18 protein-coding genes are annotated in these 16,381 nt (G+C 71.7%); 8 read left to right on the top strand and 10 right to left on the bottom strand.

Features of this window, described 5'->3' with window-relative positions; genetic code table 11:
• Positions 1–275 precede the first annotated feature (275 nt).
• A complete protein-coding gene (locus tag ACIRSS_RS25735) occupies positions 276–1,037 on the bottom strand; it encodes an IclR family transcriptional regulator (protein ID WP_400899119.1) in 762 nt (253 codons plus the stop codon).
• A gap of 105 nt (positions 1,038–1,142) precedes the next feature.
• On the opposite strand from ACIRSS_RS25735, the gene ACIRSS_RS25730 reads away from it, so the two are divergent.
• From ACIRSS_RS25730 to ACIRSS_RS25715, 4 genes are read left to right on the top strand one after another with little or no spacing between them, the layout of a single operon-like run.
• Entirely contained in the window at positions 1,143–1,913 is a 771-nt protein-coding gene (locus tag ACIRSS_RS25730; protein ID WP_400899117.1) for a CoA transferase subunit A, read from the top strand.
• A gap of 1 nt (position 1,914) precedes the next feature.
• Positions 1,915–2,544, top strand: coding sequence for a 3-oxoacid CoA-transferase subunit B (locus tag ACIRSS_RS25725; RefSeq protein WP_400899115.1), 630 nt, complete (start codon positions 1,915–1,917; stop codon positions 2,542–2,544).
• Positions 2,545–2,591: 47 nt separating this feature from the next.
• Entirely contained in the window at positions 2,592–3,179 is a 588-nt protein-coding gene (locus ACIRSS_RS25720) for a TetR/AcrR family transcriptional regulator (protein WP_400899113.1), read from the top strand.
• Complete coding sequence (locus ACIRSS_RS25715; protein ID WP_400899111.1) at positions 3,176–4,354, top strand: NADH:flavin oxidoreductase; 1,179 nt, start codon at positions 3,176–3,178, stop codon at positions 4,352–4,354. Before ACIRSS_RS25720 ends, ACIRSS_RS25715 begins: the two co-directional genes overlap by 4 nt.
• A gap of 9 nt (positions 4,355–4,363) precedes the next feature.
• Here ACIRSS_RS25715 and ACIRSS_RS25710 read toward each other — a convergent pair whose 3' ends face one another.
• The gene (locus ACIRSS_RS25710; protein WP_400899109.1) at positions 4,364–4,975 is read right to left on the bottom strand and encodes a TetR/AcrR family transcriptional regulator; all 612 of its coding nucleotides are present in this window, start codon (positions 4,973–4,975) and stop codon (positions 4,364–4,366) included.
• A gap of 116 nt (positions 4,976–5,091) precedes the next feature.
• Between ACIRSS_RS25710 and ACIRSS_RS25705 the strand changes: the two genes are divergently transcribed.
• Genes ACIRSS_RS25705 through ACIRSS_RS25695 form a run of 3 tightly spaced genes read left to right on the top strand, consistent with a single transcriptional unit; the run spans position 5,092 to position 8,395 of the window.
• Entirely contained in the window at positions 5,092–6,639 is a 1,548-nt protein-coding gene (locus tag ACIRSS_RS25705) for a long-chain fatty acid--CoA ligase (RefSeq protein ID WP_400899107.1), read from the top strand.
• The gene (locus ACIRSS_RS25700; RefSeq protein WP_400899105.1) at positions 6,636–7,628 is read left to right on the top strand and encodes an LLM class flavin-dependent oxidoreductase; all 993 of its coding nucleotides are present in this window, start codon (positions 6,636–6,638) and stop codon (positions 7,626–7,628) included. The genes ACIRSS_RS25705 and ACIRSS_RS25700 overlap by 4 nt, the downstream gene beginning before the upstream one ends.
• Before the next feature lie 11 nt (positions 7,629–7,639).
• Positions 7,640–8,395 (top strand): SDR family NAD(P)-dependent oxidoreductase, encoded by a 756-nt coding sequence (locus ACIRSS_RS25695; protein ID WP_400899103.1) that lies wholly within the window; start codon positions 7,640–7,642, stop codon positions 8,393–8,395.
• A 40-nt stretch (positions 8,396–8,435) separates the two neighbouring features.
• Here ACIRSS_RS25695 and ACIRSS_RS25690 read toward each other — a convergent pair whose 3' ends face one another.
• Positions 8,436–9,473, bottom strand: coding sequence for a glycoside hydrolase family 43 protein (locus tag ACIRSS_RS25690; protein WP_400899101.1), 1,038 nt, complete (start codon positions 9,471–9,473; stop codon positions 8,436–8,438).
• Positions 9,474–9,738: 265 nt separating this feature from the next.
• Between ACIRSS_RS25690 and ACIRSS_RS25685 the strand changes: the two genes are divergently transcribed.
• The gene (locus ACIRSS_RS25685) at positions 9,739–10,017 is read left to right on the top strand and encodes a DUF6355 family natural product biosynthesis protein (protein WP_400899099.1); all 279 of its coding nucleotides are present in this window, start codon (positions 9,739–9,741) and stop codon (positions 10,015–10,017) included.
• A gap of 6 nt (positions 10,018–10,023) precedes the next feature.
• Here ACIRSS_RS25685 and ACIRSS_RS25680 read toward each other — a convergent pair whose 3' ends face one another.
• From ACIRSS_RS25680 to ACIRSS_RS25650, 7 genes are read right to left on the bottom strand one after another with little or no spacing between them, the layout of a single operon-like run.
• Positions 10,024–10,458, bottom strand: coding sequence for a VOC family protein (locus tag ACIRSS_RS25680; protein WP_400899097.1), 435 nt, complete (start codon positions 10,456–10,458; stop codon positions 10,024–10,026).
• A gap of 53 nt (positions 10,459–10,511) precedes the next feature.
• On the bottom strand, positions 10,512–11,627 hold the full coding sequence (locus tag ACIRSS_RS25675; RefSeq protein WP_400899095.1) for a GntG family PLP-dependent aldolase: 1,116 nt from the start codon (positions 11,625–11,627) through the stop codon (positions 10,512–10,514).
• 17 nt (positions 11,628–11,644) lie between these two features.
• Positions 11,645–13,120, bottom strand: coding sequence for an argininosuccinate lyase (locus ACIRSS_RS25670; RefSeq protein WP_400899093.1), 1,476 nt, complete (start codon positions 13,118–13,120; stop codon positions 11,645–11,647).
• Positions 13,117–13,239 (bottom strand): hypothetical protein, encoded by a 123-nt coding sequence (locus tag ACIRSS_RS25665; protein WP_400899092.1) that lies wholly within the window; start codon positions 13,237–13,239, stop codon positions 13,117–13,119. Before ACIRSS_RS25665 ends, ACIRSS_RS25670 begins: the two co-directional genes overlap by 4 nt.
• Entirely contained in the window at positions 13,236–14,429 is a 1,194-nt protein-coding gene (locus tag ACIRSS_RS25660; protein ID WP_400899090.1) for an ATP-grasp domain-containing protein, read from the bottom strand. The genes ACIRSS_RS25665 and ACIRSS_RS25660 overlap by 4 nt, the downstream gene beginning before the upstream one ends.
• Entirely contained in the window at positions 14,426–15,448 is a 1,023-nt protein-coding gene (locus tag ACIRSS_RS25655) for a pyridoxal-phosphate dependent enzyme (protein ID WP_400899087.1), read from the bottom strand. The genes ACIRSS_RS25660 and ACIRSS_RS25655 overlap by 4 nt, the downstream gene beginning before the upstream one ends.
• 5 nt (positions 15,449–15,453) lie before the next feature.
• Positions 15,454–16,377, bottom strand: a complete 924-nt coding sequence (locus tag ACIRSS_RS25650) for a kinase (RefSeq protein WP_400899085.1) — start codon at positions 16,375–16,377, stop codon at positions 15,454–15,456.
• Between the last annotated feature and the right edge of the window lie 4 nt (positions 16,378–16,381).

The raw sequence follows: 16,381 nt of genomic DNA, 5'->3' as shown, positions 1-16,381 counted from the left end.
GCCAGCTCAGCGAGCGACCGGGCCGCGAGGCTGAGCGCCAGCTCAGCGAGCCACCAGACGCGCAAAGGGTCCCACCGGAGCCCAGACCCTCCCGCAACCCCGATCCGAAGCCAGAACACGGCCGGCGGTGCCGGGTCAAGGCACGCTTTCCCGCCTTGACGCGGTGCCGCCGGCCGTAGTCACAATCAGGCTTCGGGGTTGCGAACAAACCAAGCCCGGAAGAAGGCCCACCGACGGTCGTGAGTGAGAAACAGGGCTAGAACACTGTTCCTCACTCACGACCGACCACGGGCCAAAGTCTCCGAAAGCCCATGAGCCTCCCGCAGCAACAAAGCCCCCAACTGCGGAATCCGATCAGCCCCAAACCGATGCTCAACCCCGGTCAAAGTCAAAGCCCACCGAGGCGACCCACCCTGATCGAAAACAGCAGCCGCCAAACCCCAGCTACCCTCCACCACAAGCCCCGGATTGACCGAATACCCCCGCTGACGAGTCAAAGCGATGTGCCGCCGAATCTCATCAACGTGATGCTGCGGCCCATGATCGGCAACCAGATCCACCCGAGCCAGATACTCATCAACCTCCCGATCCGGCAGATGAGCCAGCACCACCATCCCCGCCGAAACAACCCCCAACGGAAACCGAGCCCCCTCGAACAGAACATGGCTCCGAATCGGAAAAGCCCCATCTTCCCGAATCAAACAAATAGTCTCCTCCCCCCGCCGCGCGGAAAAGAAAGCACTCTCCCCGGTAGCCAAAGCCAACCGCCGCACAACCGGCAACGCGGCCTCAGTGACGTCGTAACGCCGAGAAGCGGCAACCCCGAGGAAGTAAAGCTCCGGCCCCAGCACCCAGCGATCGGCGTCACGCTCCACCAACCCGACCCCCTGCAGCGAAGTCAGCAGCCGATGCACGGTGGGCCGCGGCAACCCGGCTTCCCGGGCCACGGCAGTCGTCGTAGCCCCACCAGGCTCAAACGCCGCAACGGCCCGCAAAGCCGAATGAGCCCGCCCGACGAGATCCACAGGTGCGTCCACTCACCGGACACTACCCCACCGAAACCGACCACCAGACGAACGATTCCCAGCTCAAAGGCGTTCACTGGTTGACCACAGCCGACCCACCGAAGTCTGATGACCGCCATGGACAAAGTGTTCGCTTCAGCCGGGGAAGCCATCGCCGACGTCCCCGACGGCGCCACGCTCGCCGTCGGCGGGTTCGGGATGTGCGGGGTGCCCGCCGTTCTCGTCCAAGCGCTCTTCGAAGCCGGGACCACGGACCTCGAAGTCGTGTCGAACAACGCCGGTGTGGACGGCTGGGGCCTCGGCGTCCTGCTGGGGGCGGGCCGCCTCCGCCGCGTCGTCGCCTCCTACGTCGGGGAGAACAAGGAGTTCGCGCGCCAGTACCTGTCCGGCGAGCTCGAGGTCGAGCTGACGCCGCAGGGCACGCTCGCCGAGCGGCTGCGCGCCGGCGGCTCCGGCATCCCCGCGTTCTTCACCGCCACCGGCGTCGGCACCCAGGTCGCCGACGGCGGCCTGCCGTGGAAGTACGCCGCCGACGGCACCGTCGCCAAGTCCAGCCCGGCGAAGCAGAAGCAGACGTTCGACGACCACGAGTACGTCCTCGAACGCGCGATCGTCGCCGACTTCGGGCTGGTCCGCGCCTGGCGCGGCGACCGGCACGGCAACCTCGTCTTCAAGGACGCGGCCCGCAACTTCAACCCCCTGGCCGCGATGGCCGGCCGGGTCACCGTCGCCGAGGTCGAGGAGCTGGTCGAGCCCGGCGAGCTGAACCCGAACGACGTCCACCTGCCCGGCGCGTTCGTCCACCGCGTGGTGGCGCTGACGCCCGCGCAGGCCGCGGACAAGCCGATCGAAAAGCGCACCGTGCGCATCGCCGAGGAGGGCGCCTGAGATGGCCTGGACCCGCAACCGGATGGCCGCCCGCGCCGCCGCGGAGCTGCGTGACGGCGACTACGTCAACCTCGGGATCGGCCTGCCGACCCTGGTGCCCAACTACGTCCCCGACGACGTCGAACTGGTCCTGCAGTCGGAGAACGGCATCCTCGGCGTCGGCCCCTACCCGGCCGAGGACGAGGTCGACGCGGACCTGATCAACGCCGGCAAGGAGACCGTCACCGTCCGGAAGGGCGCGTCCTTCTTCGACTCGGCGATGTCGTTCGGGATGATCCGCGGCGGCAAGATCGACGCCGCCGTCCTCGGCGCGATGCAGGTCTCCGCCTCGGGCGACCTCGCGAACTGGATGATCCCCGGCAAGATGGTCAAGGGCATGGGCGGCGCGATGGACCTGGTCCACGGCGCGAAGAAGGTCATCGTCCTGATGGAGCACGTCGCCCGCGACGGCTCGCCCAAGATCCTCGACGAGTGCACGCTGCCCTACACCGGCCGCGGCGTCGTCCAGCGGATCATCACCGACCTGTGCGTCCTGGACGTCACCCCGGGCGGGCTCGAGCTCGTCGAACTCGCCCCGGACGTCGACTTCGACGAGGTCCGGGCGAAGACCGGAGCTGAAATCAATCACTGATTGAATCAGTGCTTGAACGCCGGGCCGCGCGGTGGTGTACTCGGCGGATGGCGGAAACGATCGACTCGACGCGGGACCGGCTGCTGGCCACGGCGGAACGGCTGCTGCTGGACACCGGCTACGAGCGCGTGTCCGTCCGGGCGATCTGCACGGCGGCCGGGCTCAACCCGGCCGCCGTCCACTACCACTTCGGCTCGAAGGACGCGCTGGTCGCGGCGATGCTGGAGGACCGGCTGGCGCCCGTCTGGCGGGACGTGCTCGACGACGTCGAGCGCCGGCGGCAGCAGGGCTGGGTGCCCGCCGCGGCGGACCTGGCCGACGCCGTCCTGGAGCCGCTGGCCGGGCTGGCCGCGGACCCGGTCGGCCACCTCCGGCTGCACCTGCTCGGCCGGGTTCTCCTTTCCGGGCAACGGATGCACTGGCAGTCGCCGTGGTTCAGCCTCGACCCGTGGGTCGGGCTGCTGCGCGCGGCCCGGCCGGATCTGACCGCCGAGCAGGCGGCCGCCCGCTGGACGCTCGCGTTCCAGCTGCTGCTGCAGGTGTTCGGCACGCCCGCCGCGCCGGCACCCCGGCCGCCGGGGCTCCCGCTCGCCGCGGTGCGGTCGTTCGTCGTCGCCGGGCTGGACGCGCCGTGAGCGCCCCCGACGTGTTCGCCCCGGCCCGGCTGGGCCCGGTCGAGCTGCGCAACCGCGTCATCAAGGCGGCCACGTTCGAAGGCCGGACGCCGGACGCGCTCGTCACGGACGAGCTGATCGAGTACCACCGGCGGCCGGCCCGCGGCGGCGTCGGGATGACCACGCTGGCGTACTGCGCGGTGTCCCCGGAAGGCCGCACGGACCGCCACCAGATCTGGATGCGGCCCGAGGCCGTCCCGGGACTGCGCCGCTTCACCGACGCGATCCACGCCGAAGGCGCGGCGGCCTGCGCGCAGATCGGGCACGCCGGGCCGGTGGCGAACGCGGCGTCCAACCGGCTGCCCGCGCTGTCGCCGACCCGCCGGTTCAGCCCGCTCGGCCTGCGTCCGACGCGCGCCGCCACGGCCGACGACCTGACCCGGATCGTCGAGGCGCACGCGGACGCGGCCCGCACGGCGCTGGCGTCCGGCTTCGACGCCGTGGAAATCCACTTCGGACACAACTACCTCGTGAGCGCGTTCCTCAGCCCGCGGCTCAACCACCGCACCGACGGCTACGGCGGCAGCCTCGCCAACCGCGCCCGCCTCGCGCGAGCGATCGCCCGGGCGGTGCGCGACACGGTCGGCGACCGCCTGGCGATCACCGCCAAGCTGAACATGGACGACGGCGTCCCCGGCGGGTTCTGGCTGGACGAAAGCATCGAAGTCGCCCGGTGGCTCGAAGCCGACGGCGGCCTGGACGCCCTGGAACTGACCGCGGGCAGTTCGCTGCTCAACCCGATGTACCTGTTCACCGGCGACGCCCCGGTCCGCGACTTCGCGGCGGCGTTCCCCCAGCCGGCGCGGCTCGGCCTGCGCGTGGGCGGCCGGTTCTTCCTGCGCGAGTACCCGTACCGCGAGGCGTACCTGCTCGACCGGGCCCGCCAGTTCCGCGCCGCGCTGAGCATGCCGCTGATCCTGCTCGGCGGGATCACCACGGTCGAGACGATGAACCGGGCGATGGCGGAGGGGTTCGCGTTCGTCGCGCTGGCTCGGGCGCTGCTGCGCGAACCCGATCTGGTGCACCGCATGCGGGCGGACGCGGACGTCCGCGGCCTGTGCGTCCACTGCAACCGCTGCATGCCGACGATCTACCGCGGGACGCGGTGCGTGCTCACCGAACCCGGCGCCGGGTAGCGAGCAGGCTCAGCCGACCAGCCGCGGGAACAGCTCGCGGACACCGGCGCGGAAGTCGTCCAGTGCTTCGGGCGTCCCCGACAGGTGGCGCAGCAGCGCCTGCTGGAACAGGCCGTCGAAGAGCGCGTACGCCTCCGACGAGGAGCAGTTCGGCGACGCGCCCGCGAGCTCGGCGTACGCCGACACGTTGCGCCAGATCATGTCCTGCAGCCCGGTGTCGATCTCGGCGACGTCGGCGCGGAACGCTTCCTCGAACATCGACTGCGTGCGCAGGTCGTACCAGAGCCGGTGCATGAGCGGGGCTTCCTCGAGCGCCGCCGCCAGACCGCCGGCGCACGCCGCGGCGAGGTCCTCGGGGGTGTCGGCGTGCCCGACCCCGCCCTCGTACCGCTGCACGCACGCTTCCTTGTACCGCCGCACGCAGTAGGTGATCAGCTCGACCTTGTCGGCGAAGTAGTAGTGCAGCAGCCCGTGCGAGAACTTCGTGTGCTCGGCGATCGTGCGCAGGCTCGTGCGGGCGTAGCCGAGGTCGGCCAAGGCGAGCAGCGCCGCGTCGGCCAGTTCCCGGCGGCGGTCCTCGAACTTGTCGACTCGGCGCCTCACGGCGGCTGCGCTGGTCACCGGCCGAACATACCATCGCAACCTTCTCTGACCAATCGTCCAAGAAAATCTTGACATTCGTCCAAACGGCGGCCAAGGTCGTCACCAGCCGCCGGCGGAGTTCGGAAGGGACGACGATGTCTCTGTTCTTCTACCTGGAAAAAGGCGCCTCACTGGACCCCGGGGCGCCCTGCCTCACCCTCGACGGGGTCTCCCGCTCCTACGGCGAAGTCGTCGAACTCGCCGAGGCCGTCGCCCGCGCCCTGCGCCGGTCGGGGGTCGCGCCCGGCGACAAGGTCGGCATCCTCTCGGCCAACGACCCGACCGCGTTCACCTGCGTCTTCGGCATCTCCCGGGCGGGCGCCGTCTGGTGCCCGATCAACCCGCGCAACGCCGCCGGCGAGAACGCCGAGCTGCTGGACCTGTTCGACTGCACCACGTTGATCTTCCAGCCCGCCTTCGAAGACCTGGTCGGCAAGATCGCCCCGAACCTGCCGAAGCTGACCACGCTCGTCCGCCTCGGCGACGGCGACGGCTTCGCACCCGGCTTCCGGGACTGGATCGGCCAGGCGGAAGACGACCCCTCCGCCGCGGCCGCCCAGCCCGACGACGTCGTCGCCCTCGTCGGCACCGGCGGCACCACCGGCCGCCCCAAGGGCGTCATGCTCACCGACCGCAACCTCGAGGTCATGTCGGCGATCACGCTGATGAGCTACCCCTTCGAGGGCCGCCCGGTGTACCTGGCGCTCGCCCCGCTGACCCACGCGGCCGGCGTCCTGTGCTTCCCGGTCCTCGCCCGCGGCGGCGAGGTCGTGATCATGCCCAAACCCGACGTCGGGCAGTTCCTGGAGCTCATCGAACGCCACCGCGTCACCCACACGTTCCTGCCGCCGACGCTCATCTACCTCGTGCTCGGCCACGACGCCCTGGACACGACGGACCTCTCGTCGCTGCAGTGCTTCTGGTACGGCGCGGCGCCGATGTCGACGGCCCGGCTCACCGAAGCCCTCGACCGGATCGGGCCGATGGCCCAGCTCTTCGGCCAGTCCGAGGCCCCGATGATGATCTCGACGATGTCGCCGGCCGAGCACCGGCACCCGGACGGCACCGTCCACACGGGACGGTTGTCGTCGGCGGGCCGGCCGTCGCCGCTGGTCACGGTGGCGATCCTGGACGCCGATGGAAACTCGGTACCGCAAGGTGAACGCGGCGAGATCTGCGTGCGCGGCTCGCTGGTGATGGCGGGCTACTACCGCAACCCGGAAGCCACGGCGGAGGCGTCCGCCCACGGCTGGCACCACACCGGCGACATCGGCTTCCTCGACGGCGACGGCTTCCTCCACATCGTCGACCGGGCCAAGGACATGGTCATCACCGGCGGGTTCAACGTCTACTCCGCCGAGGTCGAGCAGGCCGTGATGGCCCACGACGCCGTCCGCGACTGCGCCGTGATCGGCCTGCCCGACGACAAGTGGGGCGAGCGCGTCACGGCCGTCGTCCAGCTGAGACCCGGCGCCGAACTGGACGCCGGCGAGCTGGTCGCGTTCGTCAAGGACCGGATCGGCAGCGTCAAGGCGCCCAAGCAGATCGAAGTCTGGCCGGAGCTCCCCCGCTCGACCGTCGGCAAGGTCCTCAAGGCCGAGATCCGCACGACCCTCACCACCCAGCTGGAAGGAACACCATGAAACTCGCCCTCTACCTGCCGAACTTCCGCGACAAGGTGACCGTGCGGGAGCTCGAGGACCTGACCGCCCTGGCCGAGGACCTCGACTTCGACTCCGTGTGGACGCTCGACCGGATCATCGTCCCGGAGACGTCGGACACCGAGGAGATGGAGCACGCCTTCGGCATGATCGAAGGGTTCCCCAAGGGCCTGCCGGTGAGCTCGCGGGGCGAGTTCCTGCAGGGCATGCCGCTCATCCCCTGGCTCGCGGCGAAGACGTCGAAGGTGCGGATCGGGATGAGCATCATCGACACGCCCTACCGCGCCCCCGGCGTCCTCGCCGCGGAGCTGGCCACCATCGACCACTTGTCGGGCGGCCGGCTGAACGTCGCCGTCGGCTCCGGCTGGATGCCCGAGGAGTTCGCCGCCGCGAGCGCGTCGCACATCTACCCGAAGCGGCACAAGCACGTCCGCGAAACCCTGGAGATCATGCAGGGCATCTGGACCAACGACCTGTTCGAGTACCACGGCGAGTTCGCCGACTTCCAGCGCAGCGGGTTCGGCGCGAAGCCGGTGCAGAAGCCGCACCCGCCGATCTTCTTCAGCGGCCTCAAGGACGCCAAGCGCTCGGCGAGCCGCATCGCCAAGTACAACCTCGCCGGCTGGATCGGCATCCAGGACTCGCCCGACGACATCAAGAAGTGGCGCACCGAGATCCAGCGCGAACTGGAAGCCCTCGACACCCCGCGCTCGGTCGACGACCTCGAGATCTCCAGCATGATCTGGTTCGTCATCACCGACCAGGACATGGACCAGTCGTTCCTGGGCAAGGGCACCAACCTGCTGGTCGGGTCGCAAGGGCAGATCACCGACCAGCTCAAGCGCTACAAGGAAGCCGGGCTGACGATGCCGTTCCTGTGGCCGCCGTTCCAGGACGTCCCGGTTGCGAAGACGCTCGACGACATGAAGCGTCTCAAAGAAGAGATCCTGCCCAAGATCGAAGCGATGTGAGAGGAACCAGCATGTCCGAACTCGAGGGAAAGCGCGTCTTCGTCACCGGCTCCGGCGCGGGCATCGGCAAGGCGATCGCGGCGCTGTTCACCGAACGCGGCGCCCGGGTCGTGATCAGTGACGTGAACGCGGACGCGGCCAAGCAGGCGGCCGACGAGATCGGCGCCGCCGGCGTCGCCAACTGCGACGTCACCGACGAAGGCCAGGTCCAGGCGGCCATCCAGCAGGCGGTCGACCTCCTCGGCGGCCTCGACGTCCTGGTCAACAACGCCGGCATCGAGGTGTCGTCGCCGCTGCTGCAGCAGTCGACGGAGAGCTTCGACAAGATCTTCGCGGTCAACGTGCGCGGCACGTTCGTGACGATGAAGGCGGCGACCCCGCACCTGGTGGAGTCCAAGGGGAACATCGTCAACATCGCGTCGATCGCGGGCATCGGCGGCAGCCCGCTGCTCGGCTCCTACTGCGCGACGAAGGCGGCGGTCATCCAGCTGACCCGCGTCGCGGCGGTCGAGATGCGGCCCGCCGGCATCCGGGTGAACGCGGTGTGCCCGGGCTTCGCGGACACGGCCATGGTCGAGCGCCTGGTCCCCGACTTCGAGGCGGCGACCCAGGTCCCGTTCGGCGACCTCGTCGCGGCGAAGCAGGGCCGGCTCGGCACCCCGCAGGACATCGCGGAGGTGGCGGCGTTCCTCGCGTCCGACCGCGCGACCTGGATCACGGGCAGCCACTACGTCCTCGACGGCGGCCTGACGGCGTCGCTGGTGTGAGGAACCGGCCGGCGGGCCATGCCCCGGCCCGCCGGTCCCCTCATTCGAAGAACTTCAGGCTGAACCCGGTGTCGGTGTTCGCGCCCGGGACGTTCGCGCGGCTGTAGGTCGTCGAGCCCCACCAGCAGAACGTGCCGGTGTACCAGGAGCGGTTCGCCCAGGAGTACGGCGTTCCCTTCGGGACGGCGTGGAACATCAGCGGGAACCGCGGGCCGGCGGGCGGGCTGGTCGCGATGTCGCCGTTGAGCAGGACAAAGGTGTTGTGGCCGGGCCCGTTGACGTACAGGGTCGGATCCCAGCCGGTCATCATCGTGGCGCGGTTCGACCCGAAGAGGCACCCGTTCGACTTGTACCAGTCCCACACGTAGGTCGGGTCGCCGCCGGCGCGTAGCCGCAGTTCGGCGATGCAGTACTGGTCGCTCCAGCTGCCGTTGGCCGAGTAGACGATGTGCAACTGGCCGTTGGGGTCCTTGATCGCCTCGGGTGCCTCGTTGATGTACGGGTTGCCGACGACGCGCTCCCAGCTTTCACGCGGCTGCGAAATGATGTACCGCGCGCCGGTCGGCTGGGTCGGGCTGCTCATCCGGGCGATGTAGAGGTTCTGCTCGACGTTGGTGTCGCCGGCCCACCCGGACCAGACGAACCAGCGCTGGCCGTTGAAGGTGAAGAGGGTGCCGTCGATGGCCCACTTGCCGTCGGGGAGGGCGAGCTGGGTTTCGCCGGTGTACCCGCTGTCGGCGGTGGTCGAGCTGATGGCGTACATCCGGTGCGCGGCCCCGGTACCGGCGGTGAAGTAGACGTAGAAGCGGCCGCCGTCGGTGACGATCTCCGGCGCCCAGACTTCCCCGAGCCCCCGGGTGTCCGACCAGATCCGCCGCGCGGTGGCGCTCGCGAGACCGTCCGGTGAGGTGGCTTGCCGCACGACGATCCCTCCGCCGGAGGACTGCACGCCGATGTAGGTGGAGCCGACCCGGAGAACGCTGGGGTCGGCGGCTTTGAGCGAGGTCTGCCCGGCTTCGGCTGGTGTGCCGGTGAGGATCGTCGTCAGGAAGAGCAGGAAAGCGGCGGCGAGTTTCATGACCCCACCCCTCGGTCGAGTGCGGTCCCGGAGAGCGGGAACCTCAGGCAGGATCACCGGTGATCGAGAGGGATGGGTAGGGCCGCCGGTACTTGCTCGATCCAGTCGGGCCGAAATTGGTCTGAACCGGTGACCGGGACTCGGGGCACGCACGCGCGGCCATCCGGGTGACGTCGGTGGTTCGTGATCAACCGGGCCCGTGTCCGGGGCGTGGGCAGGTCGGCGGTTGCCGGACCGGCCGGACCGCCGCCCCGAGGAGGGACCCATGACGTTCACCCGCATCACCGCGGCACTCGGCGTGGCAGCGGCCGCGGCCGCCCTGCTGGCCACGCCGGCGGCGGCGACCACGACAGCGAACTGCGGCTACTTCATCCGCGGCATCGAGGCCTACTACGGCCACTGCACGTCGGACGGCTCCCACATCCAGATCCGCATGGACCTGGTGGGCGAACCCGACAAGAACCGGTGTGTCGGCCCGGGCGAAACGCACCTCGGGCCTGCGCTCATCTACCGCGGGGCCTACTACACCGGGAAGCTGTGCTGAGGCGCCTCAGTCGAGGCAGAACTCGTTGCCCTCGACGTCCTGCATGACGATGCACGACTCGTTGAACCCGTCGGCGTACAGCGTCTGGAAGTGGCTCGCCCCGAGTGCGATCAACCGGTCGCGCTCGGCTTCCAGCGCCGCGAGCCGCTCCTGGCCCGCCAACCCCGTGCCCACCCGCACGTCCAGGTGGACGCGGTTCTTCACGACCTTGCCCTCCGGCACCCGCTGGAAGAACAGGCGCGGTCCCACCCCGGACGGGTCGACGCAGGCGAACGCCGCCCCCTGGCGGTCGGCGGGCAGCGACGCGTCGAACTCCGACCAGGAAGCGAACCCCGAAGGCGGCGGCGGGACGACGTACCCCAGCACCTCGCACCAGAACCGGGCGACGCGCTCGGGTTCCGCGCAGTCGAACGTGATCTGCACCTGCCTGATCTTCCCCATCCGCCCACCCTAGACGGCCCGGGGCCCGCGCCCGGCCCCGGGCCGCCGGGGCCTCAGCGCACCATCGCGTCGTGGCCCAGGAGGTCGCCGAACACCGAGATCGCGCGGTCGACCGCGTCGTCGTCGATGCCCGCGTGCGTCACCGCGCGGATGCGGTCCGTGCCCAGCTCCTCCACCCGGATCCCGCGACGGCGGGCCGCCTCGATCAGCGTGCGGGTCGTGTAGCGGTCGTCGCGGACCTTGAAGAACACCATGTTCGTCAACGGCGGCCCCGGGTCCAGCCGGACGCCCGGGATGCGCGACAGGCCACGCGCCAGCCGCGCCGCGCGGGCGTGGTCGTCGGCCAGGCGCTCGGTCATGTCCGTCAGCGCCACGATGCCGCACGCCGCGATCATCCCCGCCTGGCGCATGCCGCCGCCGAGCATCTTGCGCATGCGACGCGCCGCCGCGATCGTCACGCGGTCGCCCACCAGCACCGAGCCGATCGGCGCGCACAAGCCCTTCGACAGGCAGATCTGCACGGTGTCCGCGTGCTTGGCCACCTCGGCCGCGCTGACGCCGAGCGCCACCGCCGCGTTGAACAACCGGGCGCCGTCGAGGTGCAGGGCGATGCCGTGCGACCGGATCAGCCGCGACACCTCGCTGAGGTAGTCCAGCTGCAGGGGCAGCCCGCCGCACCGGTTCTGCGGCGTCTCCAGGCTCAGCACGGCCGGCGGCGCGATCTGCGGGTCGCTGCGGTCCACCGCGCACGCTTCGGCGATGGCCGCCGGGTCGATCGTGCCGTCGGGCAGGTTCGGCAGCGGGTCGTAGACGATGCCGCCGCACAGCGACGCGCCGCCCGCTTCGTAGACGTACACATCGGACTCGTGCCCGACGATCGCCTTGCCGCCACGCGGGCAGTGCGCCAGCAGCGCGGTCAGGTTGGCCATGGTGCCGCTCGGCATCAGGCAGCCGGCCTGCTTGCCGAGCAGCTCGGCGGCGAGCTGCTCCAGCCGGTCCACGGTCGGGTCTTCGCCGTAGACGTCGTCGCCGAGCGGGGCGCGCGCGGCGGCTTCCAGCATGGTCGGCGTGGGCAGGGTGAACGTGTCGCTGCGCAGCTCGACGTAGGTGTCCTGAGTGGACGCGGTCTCCGGGCGGAGGGTCGCGAGGTCGTCGGCGAAGGTGGTCACAAGAGGCTCCTCGGAGGTCAGCGGATGAGGGTTCGGACGGCGTCGTCGAGGCCGACTTCGGCCTGGCTCCAGCGCCAGCGGCGTTCTTCCGCGGCGGCGCGGATCCGGGCGAACGCCGTCTCGGCTTCGGTGACGGCGGCGAGCACGGACGCCCGCGCCGGGCCGCCGCCGTGCGCCGCGTGCTGCGCGACCTCGGCCGGGTCGAGCGCGGCGAGGACGTGCTCGGGCTGCCCGGCCAGCCGGACGCGGGCGATCTCGTGCAACGGCGCCCCGGCGTCGAGGGCCTCCTTCGCGATGGCACCGACTTCGTGGTGGGCCTGCCGGAACGGGACGCCCGCGTCGACGAGCCGTTCGGCCAGGTGCGTCGCCGCGGTCTGGCCGTCGACGGCCCGCGCGTACATCCGGTCCGGCACCGGTTCGGCGCCCTCGACGACCAGCCGTAGCAGGACGACCGCGTCGGTCGCGGCTTCCAGCGCCGACCACGCCGGGGCGACGGCCTCGGTGCCGACGGCGATGGCGTTGGTGAACCGCGCGGTGGCCATCGCGCTCGCCGACGCCGTGAACGCGCCGAGCGGCGCGAGCGCCCGGCCCTGGACGTGTTCCAGCAGGAACGGGTTGCGCTTCTGCGGCATCATCGAACTCGACCCGACGACGTCGTCGGCCAGCCGCAGCAGCCCGGCCTCGGCGCTGGTCCACGCCTGCAGGTCGTGGGCGACGCGGCAGAGCAGGACACCGAGGACGGTGGCCGCGGAAAGCTGCCGCAGCACCAGGTCCCGCGATGCGACGGCGTGCAGCGAGTTCGCGATCGGGGTGGCGAAGCCGAGCAGCGCGGTGGTGCGGTGCTGGTCGACTGGCAGGGACGTGCCGCCGACCGCACCCGCGCCGAGCGGGTTCTGGTCGATCTCGGCGCCGGCCTGCCAGAGGCCTTCGACGTCGCGGACCAGCGCGCTCGCCACCCCGGCGAGGTAGTGGCCGTAGGTGATCGGGACGGCCGGCTGGTGGTGGGTGTAGGCGGGCATAGTCACAGCGGCCCAGCGCCGGGCGCGGTCGAGCAGGGCGCGGCCGAGGGCGTCGGACTCGGCGAGCAGGCGTTCGTGCGGTTCGCGCAGCCGCAGCCGGACGACGGTGGCGTTGAGGTCGTTGCGCGAGCGTCCACTGTGGAGGATGCCGCCGACCTCGGCGCCGAGGGTGTCGATGAGGTGGGACTCGTAGGCGAGGTAGCGGCCGCGCGGTGCGGGGACGTCGTGCAGCGGCGCGAACCGCCGGTCCCGCAGGGTTTCGATGCCGCGCAGGAGCTCGGCCGCGGGCCCCGGCTCGACGATGCCGCGTTCGGCGAGCATCACGACGTGCGCGCGGTCGACCTGGCTGATCAGCCCGAGCTCGGCGGCGACGGGGTCGGGGGCGGGGGCGGTGTCGCGGTCGAAGAGGATTTCGCGGGCCGCGGCGGAGATGGGGCTGGTGAGCCGGCCGGTCCCGCCTGGGGCGATGGTCATCGAGGTGCTCCTTCCGGGGTCTCCGGGTGGGGTGCGGGACGTTCTTCGTCCCGTTCGTCGTCCGCGCGATCGGCGCGGGCGGTCTGGGCCACGGTGGTGATGAGGAACCGCAGGGTCATCGGCGTGCTCCTTCCGGCACGAGAGCCGCGCGGAGGCGATCCAGTCCCGCGACCGCGGCCGCGCGGGCGCCGCGGGGACGGTCCGCCACGGCCAGCACGTGCCCGGCCCGGTCGCGGTAGTCGCGCGCCGGGCGGACGAGCGTGCCGTCCGCGCGGTAGAGCCGGGCCTCGGCCACACCCGGTACGCACGACGCCTTCGCCACCGCGTCCCCGGCCGAAAGCACCGACGTGGCGGTGGCCGTCAGGAACCGCAGCGACGCGCACGCCCGCCGAGTGGCGCGGAGGTCCGGGGGAAGCCCCAGCACCGCGGAAACCTGCGCCGCCACCAGGTCGACGCCGGTCGCCGCGCGGACCAGCTCCGGGATCATGCCCCCGGCCGGACGCGGGTTCACCTCCATCAACCGCGGCCCGGACGGCGTCAGCCGGATCTCGACGTGCGCCGCGCCGAAGCCCAGGCCCAGCGCGGTCACCGCGGCGCGGGCCGTGTCGATCAACGCCGTCTCGTCCGCCGGAGGCAACGCGGCCGGGACGTCGTGGCCGACCTCGACGAAGAACGGCGCCGGCCCGAGGTGCTTGCGGACCACCGCGACCACGACGTCGCCGAACATCTCCACCGAGTACTCCGGCCCGCTCGCGTACGGCTCGACCAGCACCTGCGCCGGCACCGGCAGCCCGCGTTCGTTGTGCGTCACCGAAAGCAGCGCCGCCGCCTGGGTGGCCACCGCCTCCGGCGTCTCGCACCGCAGCACGCCGACGCTGCCCGACCCCTCGGCCGGCTTGAGCACCACCGGGAACTCGGCCGCCGCGGCGACCGCCTCTTCCACGGAGGTCGCCACCGTGCACGGCGCCCCGAGCACCGCCCGCTGGTGCGCCTTGTTCCGGCAGTCTGCCACCGCGACCGGGTCGGGTCCGGGCAGCCCCAGCTTCGCCGCGATCCGGGCCGCGACCGGGATGAAGTACTCCGAACTGCTGGTCACCCCGGCGGGTTCGCCGATCTCCGCAGCCAGGACCGCGCACGCGTCGGCCGTGTCGCACTGGACGACGCGGACGCCGTCTTCGGCCGCGTAGGGATAGCGGGACGGGTCGGCCGCGGCCAGCACCGGCTCGAACCCGAGCGCGCGGGCCTGCCAGGCGAACAGCCGCCCGGTGCCGGTCGTGTTGCTCTCGACGAGCAGCAGCGTGCGCGTCATGACGCGTCGGCCAGCGAGCGCCGGCCCCAGTTCAGCCAGGTCCACGACCCGCCGGGCTCGGTCGGCTCGACGACCTCGTACGGCTCGGCCGCGCCGGCGTGCGCCAGTCCCTGCGCGCGCAGCCACTCGTCGGAGTAGACCGTGTCCTGGTAGCGGTAGCCCTCGTCCGGCAGCAGCGCGACGACCGTGGCGTCCGGGTTGCGGCGCGAGAACCAGTCGGCGACCTTGAACGAGGCGCCGCTCGTCGGGCCCATGAACAGGCAGTGCCGGGCGTACAGGTCCCGCGTCGCGGCGAACGCCTCGGCCGCGCCGATCCAGTGCACCTGGTCGTAGCTGCCGTGGTCGACGTTCGGCGGCACCAGGCTGTTGCCGAGCCCGCGCAGGACGCGCGGCCCGTCCGGCTGGCCGAAGATGGCGCTGCGCTGGGTGTCGACGCCGATCAGCGTCAGGTCGGGGACGAGCATCCGCAGGAAGGAGCTCGTGCCGGACGTCGACCCGCCGGAGCCGACCGCGCCGACCAGGCAGTCCGGGACGCCGATGGTCTCGGCGAGCTGCTCGGCCACCAGCGCGTACGACCGCGGGTTGTCGGGGTTGCTGTACTGGCCCGGGACCCAGTGGTTCGGGTACTCCGCGCGCAGCTCCTCGAGCCGGTCGAGCCGCGCGCGCTGGTACCCGCCGACCGGGCTGGGCTCCGGGCAGATCTCGACGCGGGCGCCGAGGTGTTCGAGCCGGCGCTTGAGCGGCGCGTCGATCGCCGGGTCGCCGACGATCGTGAGCGGGTAGCCGCGCAGCCGGCAGACCATCGCGAGACCGAGGCCGAACGTGCCCGACGACGTCTCGAGCACGGTCGTGCCCGGTCCGACTTCGCCGCGTTCCTCGGCGCGGTCGAGCATGAACCGGGCGGGCAGCAGCTTCATCAGGCCGAAGGCGGCGACGTGGAAGTTGGGCCGGATCCGGATGATCCGGGGCAGCTCGGTCGCCTCCACGACGGACCGGCTGACGGGTGCGGCAAGGGTCATCGGACTCACCTCTCGGTTTCGAACTGCCAGGTCTCGGTCACGTCGAGCCGCGTCGCGGCGAACTCCAGCCGCGCCGGGGTTTCGGCGTCGGTGGCGTCGAAGAGCAGGCCGGCGACGTCGCCGCTGTGGGCGACCTGCACGCCGACGGCCCCGGCGGCGCGCGCGACGGCGAGGATGCCGTCCAGCCCCGGCACGGGCAGGTGCCGCTGGTTGAGCAGGGTGCTGGCGGTGGCGACGCGGCCGAGCAGGCCCGCGTCGCCGTCCCGCACGGCGCGGCGAAGCAGGCCACGCAGCGGGCGGAAGGCCTCGATCTCCCACGACGTGTAGCGCGCGGGCGTGAGTTCGAGGGTGTCGACACCGCGGCCGCCCGGGCTGGTGCCGAACCCCAGGACGGACAGCGGCATCAGCTCGCCCAGGTCCTCGATCGGCTCGCCTTCGCGGTGCGCGAAGACCACCGCCCGGCCGCCGTACATGAGGGAGTCGGACGCGGTTTCGGCCTCGACCGCCAGCGCGCCGACCTCGGCCGGGGAAAGCCGGCGGCCGGTCGCGGCGAGGACCGCGCCGATCGCCGACGTCACGTCCGCCGTCGACGAGCCGAAGCCGCGGCACAGCGGGATGTCGCTGGTGATGTCGAGCAGGCCGCCCGGCACCGGGTACCCGAGCCGGGCCAGCGTGAGGTCGGCGGCGCGCCGGGCCTTGCTGCGCCACGCGGGCCGCACGGTCGTGCCGGCGTCGTCGGTGGGCAGGAAGGTCGCGCGGGTGCTGTAGAGCGGGCACGGCAGGGTGACGAGGCCGCGGCGCAGCCGGCCGTCGGCGACGAAGACCCCTTGCAGGATCTCGCCGTGGTGGGCATCGACGCGGAAGCTCCCCGCGCGCGGGTCGGTGACGGTGGCGGGGGCCGGTGCGGCGACCGCGAGGTCTTCGGTCATGGCG

It is taken from the genome of Amycolatopsis sp. NPDC101161 (assembly GCF_044768185.1).
Lineage (GTDB): Bacteria > Actinomycetota > Actinomycetes > Mycobacteriales > Pseudonocardiaceae > Amycolatopsis.
The sequence above is the reverse complement of the archived record's forward strand: the minus strand, read 5'-3'. Positions and strand labels throughout refer to the sequence as shown.